15 protein-coding genes are annotated in these 15,430 nt (G+C 60.9%); 1 reads left to right on the top strand and 14 read right to left on the bottom strand.

All coding sequences use genetic code 11. The annotated features are described in order from the left end of the window. Nucleotides 1-23: 23 nt before the first annotated feature. The 5 genes from RTI28_RS01960 to sdhC all read right to left on the bottom strand — a co-directional run bounded on the left by RTI28_RS01960 (nt 24) and on the right by sdhC (nt 6,329). On the bottom strand, nt 24-2,855 hold the full coding sequence (locus RTI28_RS01960) for a 2-oxoglutarate dehydrogenase E1 component (protein ID WP_316918877.1): 2,832 nt from the start codon (nt 2,853-2,855) through the stop codon (nt 24-26). Nucleotides 2,856-3,088: 233 nt separating this feature from the next. Then, nucleotides 3,089-3,793, bottom strand: coding sequence for a succinate dehydrogenase iron-sulfur subunit (locus tag RTI28_RS01955; protein WP_009396299.1), 705 nt, complete (start codon nt 3,791-3,793; stop codon nt 3,089-3,091). Between the two features lie 11 nt (nt 3,794-3,804). Further along, nucleotides 3,805-5,577, bottom strand: coding sequence for a succinate dehydrogenase flavoprotein subunit (gene sdhA, locus RTI28_RS01950; RefSeq protein ID WP_316918876.1), 1,773 nt, complete (start codon nt 5,575-5,577; stop codon nt 3,805-3,807). Between the two features lie 3 nt (nt 5,578-5,580). Then, nucleotides 5,581-5,949 (bottom strand): succinate dehydrogenase, hydrophobic membrane anchor protein, encoded by a 369-nt coding sequence (sdhD, locus tag RTI28_RS01945; protein ID WP_009396297.1) that lies wholly within the window; start codon nt 5,947-5,949, stop codon nt 5,581-5,583. Further along, the gene (gene sdhC / locus RTI28_RS01940) at nt 5,943-6,329 is read right to left on the bottom strand and encodes a succinate dehydrogenase, cytochrome b556 subunit (RefSeq protein WP_170946391.1); all 387 of its coding nucleotides are present in this window, start codon (nt 6,327-6,329) and stop codon (nt 5,943-5,945) included. Before sdhC ends, sdhD begins: the two co-directional genes overlap by 7 nt. A 351-nt stretch (nt 6,330-6,680) precedes the next feature. Between sdhC and gltA the strand changes: the two genes are divergently transcribed. Beyond that, on the top strand, nt 6,681-7,970 hold the full coding sequence (gene gltA / locus RTI28_RS01935) for a citrate synthase (protein WP_316918875.1): 1,290 nt from the start codon (nt 6,681-6,683) through the stop codon (nt 7,968-7,970). Between the two features lie 103 nt (nt 7,971-8,073). On the opposite strand, the gene RTI28_RS01930 is transcribed toward gltA, so the two are convergent. The 9 genes from RTI28_RS01930 to RTI28_RS01890 form a co-directional block, all read right to left on the bottom strand. Further along, the gene (locus RTI28_RS01930) at nt 8,074-8,679 is read right to left on the bottom strand and encodes an START domain-containing protein (protein WP_316918874.1); all 606 of its coding nucleotides are present in this window, start codon (nt 8,677-8,679) and stop codon (nt 8,074-8,076) included. 33 nt (nt 8,680-8,712) lie between these two features. Further along, nucleotides 8,713-8,967, bottom strand: a complete 255-nt coding sequence (locus RTI28_RS01925) for a YkgJ family cysteine cluster protein (RefSeq protein ID WP_316918873.1) — start codon at nt 8,965-8,967, stop codon at nt 8,713-8,715. A 121-nt stretch (nt 8,968-9,088) separates the two neighbouring features. Then, entirely contained in the window at nt 9,089-9,628 is a 540-nt protein-coding gene (locus RTI28_RS01920; RefSeq protein ID WP_316918872.1) for a translation initiation factor 2, read from the bottom strand. Nucleotides 9,629-9,697: 69 nt separating this feature from the next. After that, nucleotides 9,698-11,143 carry a PLP-dependent aminotransferase family protein gene (locus RTI28_RS01915; protein WP_316918871.1) on the bottom strand — a complete coding sequence of 482 codons (1,446 nt, stop codon included), beginning with the start codon at nt 11,141-11,143 and terminating at the stop codon, nt 9,698-9,700. Between the two features lie 211 nt (nt 11,144-11,354). Further along, nucleotides 11,355-12,164: an OmpA family protein gene (locus RTI28_RS01910; protein ID WP_316918870.1), complete on the bottom strand. Its 810-nt coding sequence runs from the start codon at nt 12,162-12,164 to the stop codon at nt 11,355-11,357. Continuing rightward, on the bottom strand, nt 12,161-12,514 hold the full coding sequence (locus RTI28_RS01905; protein ID WP_042123351.1) for a DUF4398 domain-containing protein: 354 nt from the start codon (nt 12,512-12,514) through the stop codon (nt 12,161-12,163). Before RTI28_RS01905 ends, RTI28_RS01910 begins: the two co-directional genes overlap by 4 nt. A gap of 9 nt (nt 12,515-12,523) precedes the next feature. Then, nucleotides 12,524-13,324: a substrate-binding periplasmic protein gene (locus RTI28_RS01900; protein WP_401257318.1), complete on the bottom strand. Its 801-nt coding sequence runs from the start codon at nt 13,322-13,324 to the stop codon at nt 12,524-12,526. 146 nt (nt 13,325-13,470) lie between these two features. Next, nucleotides 13,471-14,400, bottom strand: a complete 930-nt coding sequence (locus RTI28_RS01895) for an electron transfer flavoprotein subunit alpha/FixB family protein (protein WP_316918869.1) — start codon at nt 14,398-14,400, stop codon at nt 13,471-13,473. Continuing rightward, complete coding sequence (locus tag RTI28_RS01890; protein WP_316918868.1) at nt 14,401-15,150, bottom strand: electron transfer flavoprotein subunit beta/FixA family protein; 750 nt, start codon at nt 15,148-15,150, stop codon at nt 14,401-14,403. Nucleotides 15,151-15,430 lie beyond the last annotated feature (280 nt).

Here is a 15,430-nt window from a genome sequence, read left to right as displayed (position 1 = left end):
TTCGGTTTCAGGTGCGCGAGGCATTAAACGGTGAAGGCATCTTGCAGCAGTTTTTCCTGCTGCTCGGCGTGCATCGAAGCGTAACCACAGGCTGGCGCGGCGGACGCATCGCGACCGGCGTACTCGAGGACCAGGGCCTTGTTGTGGCGGCCGAGGATCCGACGCATGTGGTGCTGGCTGCTGTACCAGGCGCCCTGGTTCATCGGTTCTTCCTGACACCACACGACGTTCTTCAGCTCGGTGTATGGCGCGAGGATTTCGACCAGATCGTCCTCAGGGAACGGATACAGCTGTTCGATACGCACGATGGCGATGTCTTCACGACCTTCGGCACGGCGTTTTTCCAGCAGATCGTAGTAGACCTTGCCGCTGCACAGGACCAGACGGGTGACTTTCTTCGGATCGAGGCTATCGATTTCCGGGATCACGGTCTGGAACGAGCCTTCGGCCAGATCTTCCAGGGTCGAGATGGCCAGCTTGTGGCGCAGCAGCGACTTCGGCGTCAGTACGATCAGCGGTTTGCGCAGCGGACGGATCACCTGGCGACGCAGCAGATGGTAGATCTGTGCCGGGGTGGTCGGTACGCAGACCTGGACGTTGTGCTCGGCGCACAGCTGCAGGTAGCGCTCGAGGCGTGCCGAGGAGTGCTCGGGGCCCTGACCTTCATAACCGTGAGGCAGCAGCATGGTCAGACCGCACAGACGGCCCCACTTGTGCTCGCCGCTGGTGATGAACTGGTCGACGACCACTTGCGCGCCGTTGGCGAAGTCACCGAACTGGGCTTCCCAGATCACCAGCGCGTTCGGCGTGGTGGTCGAGTAGCCGTATTCGAAGGCCAGGACCGCTTCTTCGGACAGGAACGAGTCGTACAGGTCGAAACGTGGCTGACCCGGGAACAGGTTCTGCAGCGGGATGTAGGTGCTTGCGTCCTTCTGGCTGTGCAACACCGCGTGGCGGTGCGAGAAGGTGCCGCGGCCGATGTCCTGGCCGGTCATGCGGATCGGGTGACCTTCGAACTGCAGAGTGGCGTAAGCCATGGTCTCGGCATAACCCCAGTTGATCGGCAAGCCACCGGCCTGCATCTTCTGGCGATCTTCGTAGATCTTCGAAACCTGGCGCTGAACCACGAAGCCTTCCGGCAGTTCCAGCAGCTTGGCGGACAGTTCCTGCAGGGTCTTCAGGTCGAAGCGGGTGTCGTGACGCGCGGTCCAGGCGTGGCCCAGGTACGGACGCCAGTCGACGAACAGCTCCTTGTTCGGCTCCTTGACCAGGCTCTTCACCACGTGCAGGCCGTTGTCCAGGGCATTGCGGTACTCGTCGACCTTGGCCTGAACGCGCTCGGCATCCAGACGACCGGTCTGCACCAGGCTGTCGGCGTACAGTTCACGGGTGGTGCGCTGCTTGGAGATCTGCTGGTACATCAGCGGCTGGGTGCCGTTCGGCTCGTCGGCCTCGTTGTGGCCGCGACGACGGTAGCAGACCAGGTCGATGACCACGTCACGCTTGAACTGCATGCGGTAGTCGACCGCCAGCTGGGTCACGAACAGCACCGCTTCCGGATCGTCGCCGTTCACGTGCAGGATCGGCGCCTGGATCATCTTGGCGACGTCGGTGCAGTACTCGGTGGAACGCGAGTCCAGCGGATTGCTGATGGTGAAACCAACCTGGTTGTTGATCACGATGTGCACGGTACCGCCGGTCTTGAAACCGCGGGTCTGCGACATCTGGAAGGTTTCCATGACCACGCCCTGACCCGCGAACGCGGCATCACCGTGGATGGAAATAGGCAGAACCTTGTCGCCAACGGTGTCGTTGCGGCGATCCTGGCGAGCGCGTACCGAACCTTCCACCACTGGCGAGACGATTTCCAGGTGGGACGGGTTGAACGCCATGGCCAGGTGAACTTCGCCACCGGCGGTCATCACGTTGGAGGAGAAGCCCTGGTGATACTTGACGTCACCGGAGCCCAGCTCGACCTTCTTCTTGCCTTCGAACTCGTCGAACAGCTCGCGCGGGTTCTTGCCGAAAGTGTTGACCAGCACGTTCAGACGGCCACGGTGGGCCATGCCGATCACGACTTCCTTGGTGCCGTAGGAGCCGGAACGCTGGATCATTTCGTCCAGCATCGGGATCAGGCTCTCGCCACCTTCCAGGCCGAAACGCTTGGTGCCCGGGTACTTGGTGCCCAGGTATTTCTCCAGGCCCTCGGCCGCGGTGACGCGCTCGAGCAGGTGGCTCTGGATGTCGGCGGAGAAGGACGGACGGCCACGCACGCTCTCCAGACGCTGCTGGAACCAGCTGCGCTGCTCGGAGTCGACGATGTGGGTGAACTCGGCGCCGATGGTGCGACAATATGTCTGCTGCAACGCTTCGAAAATTTCGCGTAGGCTCGCTTCCTCCTTGCCGATGAACAGGTCGCCGGCACGGAAGGTCGTATCAAGATCGGCATTGGTCAAGCCGTAATGATTGATCGACAGGTCTACTGGCGCAGGGCGCTGCCACAACCCCAACGGGTCGAGCTTCGCGGCTTGGTGGCCGCGCATACGGTAGGCCTGGATCAGTCGCAGCACTTCGACCTGCTTCTTCTCGTGTTCACTGCTCACGCTCCCGGCGGATACCGGTTGGGCGCGGCGCTGGTTCTTCGCCAGCAGTACGAAATGGTCGCGGATCGTCGAGTGCGATACATCGGTAGCAGTGCTGCCTTCGGCGGGCAACTTCTGGAAGTAGGTGCGCCACTCTTCTGGCACAGCGTTAGGGTCGTGCAGGTAGAGCTCATAAAGCTCTTCCACATATGCAGCGTTACCACCTGACAGGTGGGCGCTGTTCCACATGCGCTGCATCACGCTTTCTTGCATGCTTGGTCACCCTCGGTTAGGGGCCTCGATCAGCAGAACCACGTAAGCCTGGAGTCTTCCCAACAAAACCAGGCCTGCAAGATCCCGCGGATTTACCGGGTACCAGCCCGGATGCCCCTGCTGGTATCATATCTTCATAGGTAAAGCTCGGGCTTATGACCCTCGCTCGGGTTTCACCTCGGTGCGGGCTACGCGCCCGCACCTTGGCGTACTACGGGTACAACACTTTCAAATCAGGTACCGCTTTGCAGCAGCATGTTGCGTACGTGGCCGATTGCCTTGGTCGGGTTCAGACCTTTCGGGCAGACGTTCACGCAGTTCATGATCCCGCGGCAGCGGAATACGCTGAACGGGTCATCCAGGGATGCCAGACGCTCCTGGGTCTTGGTGTCGCGGCTGTCGGCCAGGAAGCGATAGGCCTGCAGCAGAGCGGCTGGGCCGAGGAACTTGTCAGGGTTCCACCAGAACGACGGGCAGGAGGTCGAGCAGCAGGCGCACAGGATGCACTCGTACAGACCGTCCAGCTTGTCACGTTCTTCCGGCGACTGCAGACGCTCGATGGCCGGAGCCGGCGTGTCGTTCTGCAGGAAGGGTTTCACCTTCTCGTACTGCTTGTAGAAGATGCTCATGTCGACGACCAGGTCACGGATAACCGGCAAACCAGGCAGCGGACGCACGACCAACTTGTTACCTTTTACGACAGAGGACAGCGGCGTGATGCACGCCAGGCCGTTCTTGCCGTTGATGTTCATGCCGTCGGAGCCGCAAACGCCTTCACGGCAGGAACGACGGTAGGAGAAACCTTCGTCCTGTTCCTTGATCAGCGCCAGTACGTCCAGAACCATCAGGTCCTTGCCACCGGTATCGACCTGGAACACCTGGGTCTTGGGTGCCGAGTCGGTATCCGGGTTGTAACGATAAACTTCAACTTGCAACATGGCGGCCACCCTTAGTAAGTCCGGACTTTTGGTTCGAACGCCGGTACGGTCTTCGGCGCGAAGTTGACTGCACGTTTGGCAACCCGCTTCTCACCTGGGAAGTACAGGGTGTGGCACAGCCAGTTTTCGTCGTCACGGTCTTCGTAGTCTTCACGGGCGTGAGCGCCGCGGGACTCTTTACGGTGTTCGGCCGCGATGGCGGTTGCTTCAGCGACTTCCAGCAGGTTCTGCAGCTCCAGCGCTTCGATACGCGCGGTGTTGAAGGCCTGGGACTTGTCGTTGATCTTGACGTTGGCGATGCGCTCACGCAGATCGGCCAGTTGCGCGATACCTTTCTGCATGTATTCGCCGGTACGGAATACACCGAAGTAGTTCTGCATGCAGCTCTGCAGCTCGCGCTTCAGGCTGGCGACGTCTTCGCCAGTGGTGCGCTCGTTGAGCTTGTTCAGGCGGTTCAGGGCAACTTCGACGTCGGTGTCGCTGGCGTCGCGGTATTCGATACCGTCGGTCAGCGCCTTTTCCAGGTGCAGGCCGGCAGCGCGACCGAAGACCACCAGGTCGAGCAGCGAGTTGCCGCCCAGACGGTTGGCACCGTGAACCGATACGCAAGCGACTTCACCGACCGCGAACAGGCCTGGAATGATCTGATCCTGACCGTTGGCATCCTGGGTGATCGCCTGGCCATGAATGTTGGTGGCAACGCCGCCCATCATGTAGTGGCAGGTAGGAACCACTGGAACCGGAGCAACGACCGGGTCGACGTGGGCGAAGGTCTTCGACAGTTCGCAGATACCTGGCAGGCGGCTGTGCAGCACTTCCTCGCCGAGGTGGTCGAGCTTCAGCATCACGTGGTCGCCATTCGGGCCACAGCCGTTGCCGGCGATGATCTCTTTCACCATCGAACGGGCCACGACGTCACGACCGGCGAGGTCCTTCGCGTTAGGAGCATAACGCTCCATGAAACGCTCGCCGTGCTTGTTGATCAGGTAGCCACCCTCACCGCGGCAACCTTCGGTGACCAGTACACCTGCGCCGGCGATGCCGGTTGGGTGGAACTGCCACATCTCGATGTCCTGCACCGGAACGCCAGCACGCAGGGCCATGCCCACGCCGTCACCGGTGTTGATCAGGGCGTTGGTGGTCGACGAGTAGATACGACCGGCACCGCCGGTAGCCAGTACAGTTGCCTTCGAACGGATGTACTGGGTTTCGCCGGTTTCGATGCAGATCGCGATCACACCGACGAACGCGCCATCCTGGTTCTTCACCAGGTCGACTGCGTAGTACTCGTTGAGGAAGGTGGTGCCTGCCTTCAGGTTGCCCTGGTACAGGGTATGCAGCAGCGCGTGACCGGTACGGTCGGAAGCGGCGCAGGTACGGGCGGCCTGGCCACCTTTACCGAAGTCCTTGGACTGACCGCCGAACGGACGCTGGTAGATACGACCGGTTTCGGTACGGGAGAACGGCAGGCCCATGTGGTCCAGCTCGAAGACCGCGGCCGGACCTTCCTGACACATGTATTCGATAGCGTCCTGGTCACCGATGTAGTCGGAACCCTTGACGGTATCGTACATGTGCCAGCGCCAGTCGTCGTTCGGGTCGGCCGAAGCGATGGCGCAGGTGATGCCACCCTGGGCGGATACGGTGTGCGAACGGGTCGGGAAGACCTTGGTGATCACGGCTGTCTTGTGACCACCCTGAGCCAGCTGCAGCGCAGCGCGCATGCCGGCACCGCCGCCACCAACAATGATGGCGTCGAAAGAAATCGTTGGAATGATAGCCATGAATCAGATACCCCAGAGAATCTGCACACCCCAGACGAAGTACGCGAACATCGCGACACCACATACCGCCTGGAACAGGAAACGAATCGCAGTCGCCGATTTGCCGAACGCCATAGGGGTCAGGTAGTCGGTTGCAATGGTCCACATGCCGACCCAGGCGTGAGCGCCCAGGGCAACCAGTGCCAGCAGACTGAAGATACGCATCGCGTTATTGGAGAACAGAGCGTGCCACTGGGCATATTCGATGCCAGGGTGCGCTACCAGGTAGCCGATCAGGAAAATGAAGTAAGCCGCGAGAACGACCGCAGAAACGCGCTGCGCCATCCAGTCATAGAGGCCCGAACGCGAAAGGTTCGTGACATTCGTTACCATATCCAAACTCCCGCCAGAACGATCACCACCACGGAGATGACGATGACAATTTTCGAGCCCAGTTTGCCGCCTTCCAGCGTCTCACCGATGCCCATGTCCATGATCAGATGGCGCACACCGGCCACCAGGTGATACAGCAAGGCGGACAGCAGGCCCCAGAACACGAACTTGGCCAGCGGACTGGTCAGACACGCCTTCACCTCTCCAAAGCCTTCCTCGGAACCCAGGGATTTGCCCAATGCGTAAAGCATGATGGCCAGGCCCAGGAACAGGATGACGCCGGAGATGCGGTGGAGAATGGACGTGTAAGCGGTGATCGGGAGTTTGATGGTCCTTAGGTCTAGGTTTACAGGTCGTTGGCTTTTCACGGCTTTTTTCACACTGAAGAGCCCCTAGCAAGCAGGGCAAAGTTGTTGGTAAGTGTACTGGTCAGGTACCCACCACCCAGGGAGCGGCGACCCCCAGTGAGACGGGCGCGGATGCCCCTGGCGGTCGGGTGCCGAGTATAGACAGTTAGGCTACTAATGACAACGTGAAGGGCTAGCCCAAATAGCGCATTGCCTTTACCGAACAAAAGGCGTAAATGGGCCGCATTTTCGAGGAAAAACAGGGCCCAAAGCCCGTTACAACCGTGCTTTAGGCAAATTGACTTTCGAATTTATCTCACTATAGTGGTGCGGGCCCTGCGTGGGGGGTCTGTCAGATGATTTCAAGCATTAATAGGAGGCCACATGGCTGACAAAAAAGCGCAGTTGATCATCGAGGGCGCTGCCCCCGTCGAGCTGCCCATTTTAACCGGCACCGTTGGTCCAGATGTTATCGACGTTAGAGGGTTGGGGGCCACGGGTCACTTCACTTTCGACCCTGGTTTCATGGCGACCGCATCCTGCGAGTCGAAGATCACCTACATCGACGGCGACAAGGGCATCCTGCTGCATCGCGGCTACCCGATCGAGCAGCTCGCCGAACAATCCGACTACCTCGAAACCTGCTACCTGCTGCTCAACGGCGAACTGCCGAACGCCGAGCAGAAGGCCCAGTTCGTCAGCACCGTGAAGAACCACACCATGGTGCACGAGCAGTTGAAGTCCTTCTTCAACGGCTTCCGCCGCGACGCCCACCCGATGGCCGTCATGTGCGGCGTGGTTGGCGCCCTGTCGGCGTTCTATCACGACTCGCTGGACATCAATAACCCGCAGCACCGGGAAATCTCCGCCGTGCGCCTGGTCGCCAAGATGCCGACCCTGGCCGCAATGGTCTACAAGTACTCCATGGGCCAGCCCATGATGTACCCGCGCAACGACCTGTCGTACGCGGAAAACTTCCTGCACATGATGTTCAACACCCCGTGCGAGATCAAACCGATCAGCCCGGTACTGGCCAAGGCAATGGACCGGATCTTCATCCTCCACGCCGACCACGAGCAGAACGCCTCCACCTCCACCGTGCGCCTGGCCGGCTCCTCGGGTGCCAACCCGTTCGCCTGTATCGCCGCCGGTATCGCCGCACTGTGGGGCCCTGCCCACGGCGGTGCGAACGAAGCCGTGCTGACCATGCTGGATGAAATCGGCGATGTCTCGAACATCGACAAGTTCATCGCCAAGGCCAAGGACAAGAACGATCCGTTCAAGCTGATGGGCTTCGGTCACCGCGTCTACAAGAACCGCGACCCGCGCGCCACCGTGATGAAACAGACCTGCGACGAAGTTCTGCGCGAGCTGGGCATCACCAACGACCCGCAACTGGAACTGGCGATGCGCCTGGAAGAGATCGCCCTGACCGATCCGTACTTCATCGAGCGCTCGCTGTACCCGAACGTCGACTTCTACTCGGGCATCATCCTGAAGGCGATCGGCATTCCGACCAGCATGTTCACCGTGATCTTCGCCCTGGCGCGCACCGTCGGCTGGATCTCGCACTGGAAGGAAATGCTCTCCAGCCCTTACAAGATCGGCCGTCCTCGTCAGCTGTACACCGGCTACGAGTCCCGCGACCTGGTCAAGCTGGAAGACCGCAAGTAAGCTTCGGCCGAATGCAAAAAAGGCTGCCGAATGGCAGCCTTTTTTTATTGAGCGCGACAATCACAGTTGAAAGAACTATCGAATCATCCGCAACTGTAACGCTTCACTTGGCCTTCTCGGCCCGCTCTTTCAGCCCCTTCAGCGTATTGAAAGGCGCCTCGACCACGAATTTGTTCGCCAGCCACGACGGCACGCTCCCCCCCGGATTGGTGTGCAGCTCATAAGTCACTTCGGTGGCATCGCCCTTCGGCACCAGCTTCCAGTAGCCATCGGCCGCCGCCACGCGGACGAAGCCCTTCTCTTCCGCCTGGTATTTCGGCTCGGCGTTGATCTTGCGAGTCACGCTGCCATCGGCCTCCTGCACCGTGGTGACATGCAGGATGGAATCCCGCGGGGTCACCGGCCATGGCGTATTGAACTGGGCATAGGTCCAGCTCTGGTCGCCTTCATGCTTGAGCAGCTTCTGCACCTTGCATTCATGAATCCAGGCGCAGGAACCCGCCACGTCTTCCTGCAACCGGGTGATGGTCGCCACCGGCGCCTTGATCAGCGTGACACCACGATAGGCCTTGTAGTCGGAGCCCGGCACCACGCTGAGAGAGACCTTGATACCGTCCTCGTCCTTGGCGACTTTCCATTCCTCGGCAAACGCCATGTTCGACAAGGCAGTCAAACCCACGATTACTGCTACACGCTTGAACGATCTCATCCGCTTGTTTTCCTTGTTGTCGAAGATCAACCTTCAGGCCGCAGTCACTTGCTCCCACCAACCGATGATCCTGATTGCCTCGTCGCGATCGCTGCCACACACCTCGATATCCGCCTTGAAACCCGAACACACCGCGGGACGCTCCGGCTTGCCGAACAGGTTGCACAGATTGACCACGGAAAGATGGATACAGCGCTCGCCAGCCGGCTTGCCATCAGGCATGCCGGGAATGAACGAGCTGATCGATGGCGCAATGCAGCAGGCACCGCAGCCTTCACGGCATTTCATGAAAATCGGAACCTCGGGGAAGCAAATAGTGCGGATTGAAGGATAGTAACGACTAAAACAATCGTTTGAAATTACCGACAGGATGAAATAACGCTGACTGCTCGGTTCTCGTTCTGAACGGTTATTGCTTGAACTCGAAGTCGATGGCGGCGCCCTCGATCTCCTGCTGGCGACTGTCATTGCGCAATTGCAGCTGCATTTCGTTGCTCAGCAGGCGGCCATTGAGCTGGAACGGACTCTGAACTTCCGGCTTCTCGCCGAACATCGCCGGCAGCAGCGGTTTGCGTACATGCGCCTCGATCTCCTCCACCGGCTGCAGGTCCTTGACCATGTCCGGTGGCAGGCTCAGGTCAAGCTTGACCTTGGGCAACGGCGCGGCAATCGCGTCAGCCTTCTTGCGACTGGCCGTCTTGCTGGCCTTTGCCGGCTTTTTCACGGTTTTCTGCTTGGCGGCGGGCTGTTTCCTGGCCGGCTGAGCGGACTTGGCGGCGGTCTGCTTCTTTACCGGCGGACTGGCCTTGGCAGCGGCAGGTTTCTGTGCCGGCACCTTGGCCTCCGCGAGCAGCACAGGGCTTGCCGCGGGATCGGCCAAGGCCGGGCCGACCAACGGCAGCAAAGCCAATCCCGCCAACACCAGACCGACACAACGCAATAGAGTCATAGGCAGCAACAGAAAACCCGGGAAAAGTCGCTATGGTCCCTGTTCCAGACACCCCTGACAAGGTGCAGGTTACAGATAGCCAGTACTGGCCGTTTCCTGGCACAACTGGCTCGCCAGCATGCCCAACGTCATCAGCGCCCTTTCCGCCTCGCGATTCCACGGAATGCCGCAATTGAGGCGAATGCAGTGATTGAACTGCTCGGTGTTACTGAAGATCAGCCCCGGCGCGATACTGATGCCCTGCTGCAACGCCCGCACATGCAATTCCTGGGTATTGACCCGCCCCGGCAGGCTGACCCAGAGGATGAAACCACCGGTCGGCCGGGTCATCTGCGTACCTTCGGGGAAATACTGCTGGACCGCCAACTGATAGGCACTGAGGTTCTTGCGGTATTCCTGGCGAATGAAGCGCAGATGACGGTCGTAACCGCCGTTTTCCAGATAGGCCGCCACCCCCATCTGCGTCACGCTGCAGGCGGAATGGGTACTGAAGGTCTGCAGACGCTGGATTTCCTGCTGGTAGTTGCCGGCGATCATCCAGCCGATGCGCACCCCCGGCGACAAGGTCTTGGAAAAACTCGAACAGTAGATCACCCGCCCCAGGCGATCATGGGCCTTGAGCGACTTGGTCTTGCCCTGCTCGAACATCAGCTCGCCGTAGATATCGTCCTCGATGATCTGGATATTGAAGTCCGAGGCCAGGCGCAGCAGTTGCTTCTGCCGATCCTCCGGAATGGTGCCACCCAGCGGATTGCTCAGCCGCGCGGTCAGCACCAGGGCCTTGATCGACCATTGGTTGGCCGCCAGTTGCAAGGCTTCGAGACTGATGCCGGTGGACGGATCACTGGGAATCTCGATCACCTTCAGACCGAGCAGATCGGCCAGTTGCAGCAAGCCGTAATAGGTCGGCGATTCGGCGGCGATCAGGTCGCCGGGCCGCGTCAGCACCCGCAGCGACATCTGCAGGGCGTCGACGCAACCATGCGTGATGACCACTTCCGACGGATCGACCACCACGCCGGCATCGCGCATGCGAATCGCCACCTGCCTGCGCAGCGGCTCGAACCCGGGACTGAACATGTAGCTGAATGCCCGCGGGCTCTGGAAGCGCGTGACCTTGGCCAACTGTTGATGCAGGGCCCGCACCGGCAGGTAATCCACATGCGGCACCGCCGCCCCGAGCGGAAACACGCCATCGCGCCGGGCCTCGGTGAGTACCTGCTGGATGATGCTGGCACGGGTGACCAGGCCTGGCCGTTCGACCCGGGCAATATCGGGCGTCGAAGCGGTCAGTGCGGGGGTCTGGTGGACGTAGTAACCGGATTGCGGCCGGGCGCGGATCAGGCCCTGGTCCTCGAGATTGGCATAGGCCTGCAGCACCGTGGCATGACTGACGTTCAACTGCGAACTCATCTTGCGCACCGAAGGCACACGCTCGCCAGGCTGATAGACGCCGCGCCGGATGTCCTCGGCAAGCTGATGGGCGATACGCTGATAAAGCAACAGGTTGGTCATGATCCACTCTCGACACGCACAGGCAATCCAGTTGATGTCCCATCCGGCGAAGAATACCGGAACAGTTGGCAAGTGTACTGGGACAGATTGCAGATTAGACGACAATACAGTTGCGTGACAGCGATGCAAAGCGCTGAGTGGTTATAAGCAGAACGGCATGCATAAAAAAACCCGGCATCTTTCGATTGCCGGGTTCTTCACCGCGCTTGACTCAACGCTCGGCGCCGAGCTGGCCCTTTTCATCGGAAAAGACGATTTCCACCCGACGATTCTTCGCCCTGCCCCGCTCCGAGGCATTCACCTCGACCGGATACTGATCGCCATAACCGATCACCTTGATGCGTTTTTCATCGACACCCAGGTCCACCAGCATGTCGGCCACCGACTGGGCGCGATCCCGGGACAGCTTGAGGTTGTCGTCGGAGCTGCCGGTACTGTCGGTGTAGCCCTCGATGCGCACCACACGCTTCGGATTCAGCTGAAGGAACTGCACCAGTTTCAGCACCGTGCGACTGGCAGAATTCTTCAGCTCGGCCTCACCGGTATCGAACAGCACATCGCCCAGGGTCATCACCAGACCGCGGTCGCTCTGGGTGGTGGCGAGGCTGACGATCTGCTCTTCCAGCCACTTGCCCTGCTGCTGCACGCTGGACAACTTGGCTTCGCGCAAGGCCAGTTGCAGGCGTTGGCGCTCCAGCTCGAGCTTGGTCAGCTTCTCCTGGTTGAGGACCAGGTTGCTGTGCTCGCGGGCGATTTCGCTGTAACGCTGACTCAGGTAGGCGTAGTGACGCACGTCGGAGCCCGTGCCCCAGTAGGTCGCCAGGCGCTCGGCCTTGGCCAGCGACTCACCGGCACGAATGACATCCCGCGGCGCGCTGCGCAGCACACTGGAATCGTCCTTGACCGACTGGAAGGCGACCGCCGCCTGATCCAGCGCTACTTCGCTGCGCTCGCTGGCGCAGCCCTGCAATCCGAGAACGCCGGCAATGGCCAGCAATGCCAAAGGCTTGATCGAACTCACCGCTGCTCTCCCAGTTGCTTGCGCAGACGATCCACTCGCGACTGCAGCAGGGTCAGTTGCTCCTGGCTCTTCAGGGTCAGCACTTTCGCCTCGGCCAGACGTGCATCCAGTTCGGCCTGCTCGGCACGCATGCGCGCATCGCGGAACGACTCGCTGGCCATGTTGGAGCGGGCGCGCGCCAGCTTTTCCTCGGCCAGCTTGAACTCCGCCACGTCGTCGGTGGTACCGACGGCCTTGGCCTGCTCCAGTGCCTGCTCGGTCAGGCGCATCTGTTCATGGGGGGCCGGATCGCTCGCGCAACCGGCCAGGGCCAGCAGCGCCAGAACAACGAATAGCGGTTGAGTTCTCACACGGTTTTCCTACTGTTTGGGGGCGTCGAGCGGCGCCTGCAACTGCGCCTGCCAGCGCTCGACGTTGCGTTGCAAAGCCGCCTGGACTACGCCAGAGGCCGGCAATTCTGTCAGTTTTTTCGCCAACTGTCCGCGCAACCAGGCATCGTTGCAGGCGGAATTGTGCGACAGAGCCAGAAACAGCCCCGGATGATCCAGGGTCAGGCCACGGGCCACCAGATCATTGGCCATCCCCAGGCTCCGCACCATGGCCATGCCGGCATAGCGCCCGGCGAGGACATAGTCCACCTGGCCCAGCAGGAGTTTCTGGAAGGCCTGGGTCAGGTTCGGCAGCGGTGCCAGCTTCAGCTCGGCCTTGCTGAACGCCTCGAATTCCGGCGTCAGCCGCGCCTTCTCGGAGATCGCGCCCTGGTGCTTGTGCAGATCGGCGAGATTGTCGAAGACCAGCGCGGAATCATGGCGGGTCCAGACCACGTACTCGTTGTGCGACAGGGCGGGATGAATGTAGTCGACGGAGGTCAGCTCGGCGACCGTCAGCGGTGCATCCACCAGCAGGTCCATGCGACCGCTGCGCACTTCGGCCTGGGCATCGGCGCGCTTGCCGCCATACAGCACCTCGACCTTGAGCCCCAGTTCGCCGGCCACCTGCTGCAGCAGGTCGACATTGGCGCCGATCAGGTGCCGCGGGTCCTGCGGGTCACGCCAGGAATACGGTGGCGCGTCCGGACTGCCGGTGGCCACCAGGCGCTCGCACTTGCCGGCCGCCATCGTCAGCGATGGCAGACACGCCAGCCCGAGCATCGCCAGCATTCCCTTTCGCGCAAAACCCGTCATGCACACGCCCCTTCATCGACCGGCAAAAATCAAAAAGCCCGGTTGCCCGGGCTGTGCGGCGATGGCGAAGCATCAACGCACAGCCCGCGACAACCGGGCCCTTTATAAGTGAAGCGACTGGATTAAACCAGCTTCTCCAGCTCAGGAACGGCTTCGAACAGATCCGCCACCAGGCCGTAGTCGGCCACCTGGAAGATCGGTGCTTCTTCGTCCTTGTTGATCGCGACGATCACTTTCGAGTCCTTCATACCGGCCAGGTGCTGGATCGCGCCGGAGATACCGACGGCGATGTACAGCTGTGGCGCGACGATCTTGCCGGTCTGGCCGACCTGCATGTCGTTCGGTACGAAGCCTGCGTCGACCGCGGCGCGGGAAGCGCCGACCGCCGCGCCCAGCTTGTCGGCCAGGGCGTACAGGTGCTTGAAGTTGTCGCCGTTCTGCATGCCGCGGCCGCCGGAAACGACGATCTTGGCAGCGGTCAGTTCAGGACGATCGGACTTGGCCAGCTCTTCACCGACGAAGGCCGACTTGCCAGCGTTGTGCGCGGCAGCGACGGCTTCCACGGCAGCCGAACCACCTTCGGCGGCAACGGCGTCGAAGCCGGTGGCACGTACGGTGATGACCTTGACCGCGGCGCTCGATTGCACGGTGGCAATGGCGTTGCCAGCGTAGATCGGACGCTTGAAGGTGTCAGCGGATTCGACCGAAATGATCTCGGAGATCTGGTCGACGTCCAGCAGCGCGGCAACGCGCGGCAGGACGTTCTTGCCGTTGGAGGTGGCTGGCGCCAGCACGTGGCTGTAGCCCTTGCCCAGTTCGGCTACCAGCGGCGCGACGTTTTCCGGCAGGAAGTTGGCGTAGGCGGCGTTATCGGCTACCAGGACCTTGGCCACGCCAGCGATTTTCGCGGCGGCTTCGGCTACACCACCAACGTTCTGGCCAGCGACCAGGACGTGGATGTCACCACCGATCTTGGCGGCGGCGGCAACGGTGTTCAGGGTAGCGGGTGCAACGGCACCGTTTTCGTGTTCAGCGATAACCAGGATAGTCATTTAGATTACCTTCGCCTCGTTCTTCAGTTTCTCGACCAGTTCAGCAACCGACTTGACCTTGATACCCGCGCTGCGTGCAGCCGGCGCTTCGACTTTCAGGGTCTTGTTGGTCGAGGCGGTGGAAACGCCCAGCGCGTCCGGAGTGACAGTCTCCAGCGGCTTCTTCTTGGCCTTCATGATGTTCGGCAGCGACGCATAGCGCGGCTCGTTCAGACGCAGGTCGGTGGTGACGATCGCCGGCAGGTTCAGCGCGACGGTCTGCAGACCGCCATCGATTTCGCGGGTGACGTTAACCTTGTCACCAGCGATCTCGACCTTGGAGGCGAAGGTGCCCTGGCCGAAACCGGTCAGCGCGGCGAGCATCTGGCCGGTCTGGTTGTTGTCGCTGTCGATGGCCTGCTTGCCGAGGATGACCAGCTGTGGCTGCTCCTTGTCGACAACGGCTTTCAGCAGCTTGGCGACGGCCAGGGAGTTCAGCTCCTCGGCGGCCTCCACCAGCACGGCGCGATCGGCACCCAGAGCCAGGGCGGTACGCAGTTGTTCCTGGGCCGTGGCCGGGCCGACGGTAACGACGACGATCTCGCTGGCCACGCCTTTTTCTTTCAGGCGTACGGCTTCTTCGACGGCGATCTCGCAGAAGGGGTTCATGGACATTTTGACGTTGGCGAGGTCGACGCCGGAGTTGTCCGCCTTGACGCGAACCTTGACGTTGTAGTCGACCACTCGTTTGACAGCTACAAGAACCTTCATGGATTCCTCGTTACTCTCCGGTGAAAAGAATGTCGCCTGGGCCGAAGCCGGCGATTGCGCGTGGGTACAAGGGCACCTCTAAAAACGATTGCAGCCGGACGAATTTAAACTGACTGGGCAGTCCTGATCCGACCCTTCATCGCAAAACCACGCAGTCATTTTTTGTCGTGGCGTGTAAACTCCACTACAAAGCGGGGTTTGGCATAACTGCCCTGCTTTTAGCCAGGTCTTTAGGGGTGCTCCTGCATCCGACGGTCAGCCTACGGCGAGCGTAAAACCG

This window comes from Pseudomonas sp. zfem002, from assembly GCF_032621685.1.
GTDB classification, from domain to species: domain Bacteria; phylum Pseudomonadota; class Gammaproteobacteria; order Pseudomonadales; family Pseudomonadaceae; genus Aquipseudomonas; species Aquipseudomonas japonica.
The sequence above is the reverse complement of the archived record's forward strand: the minus strand, read 5'-3'. Positions and strand labels throughout refer to the sequence as shown.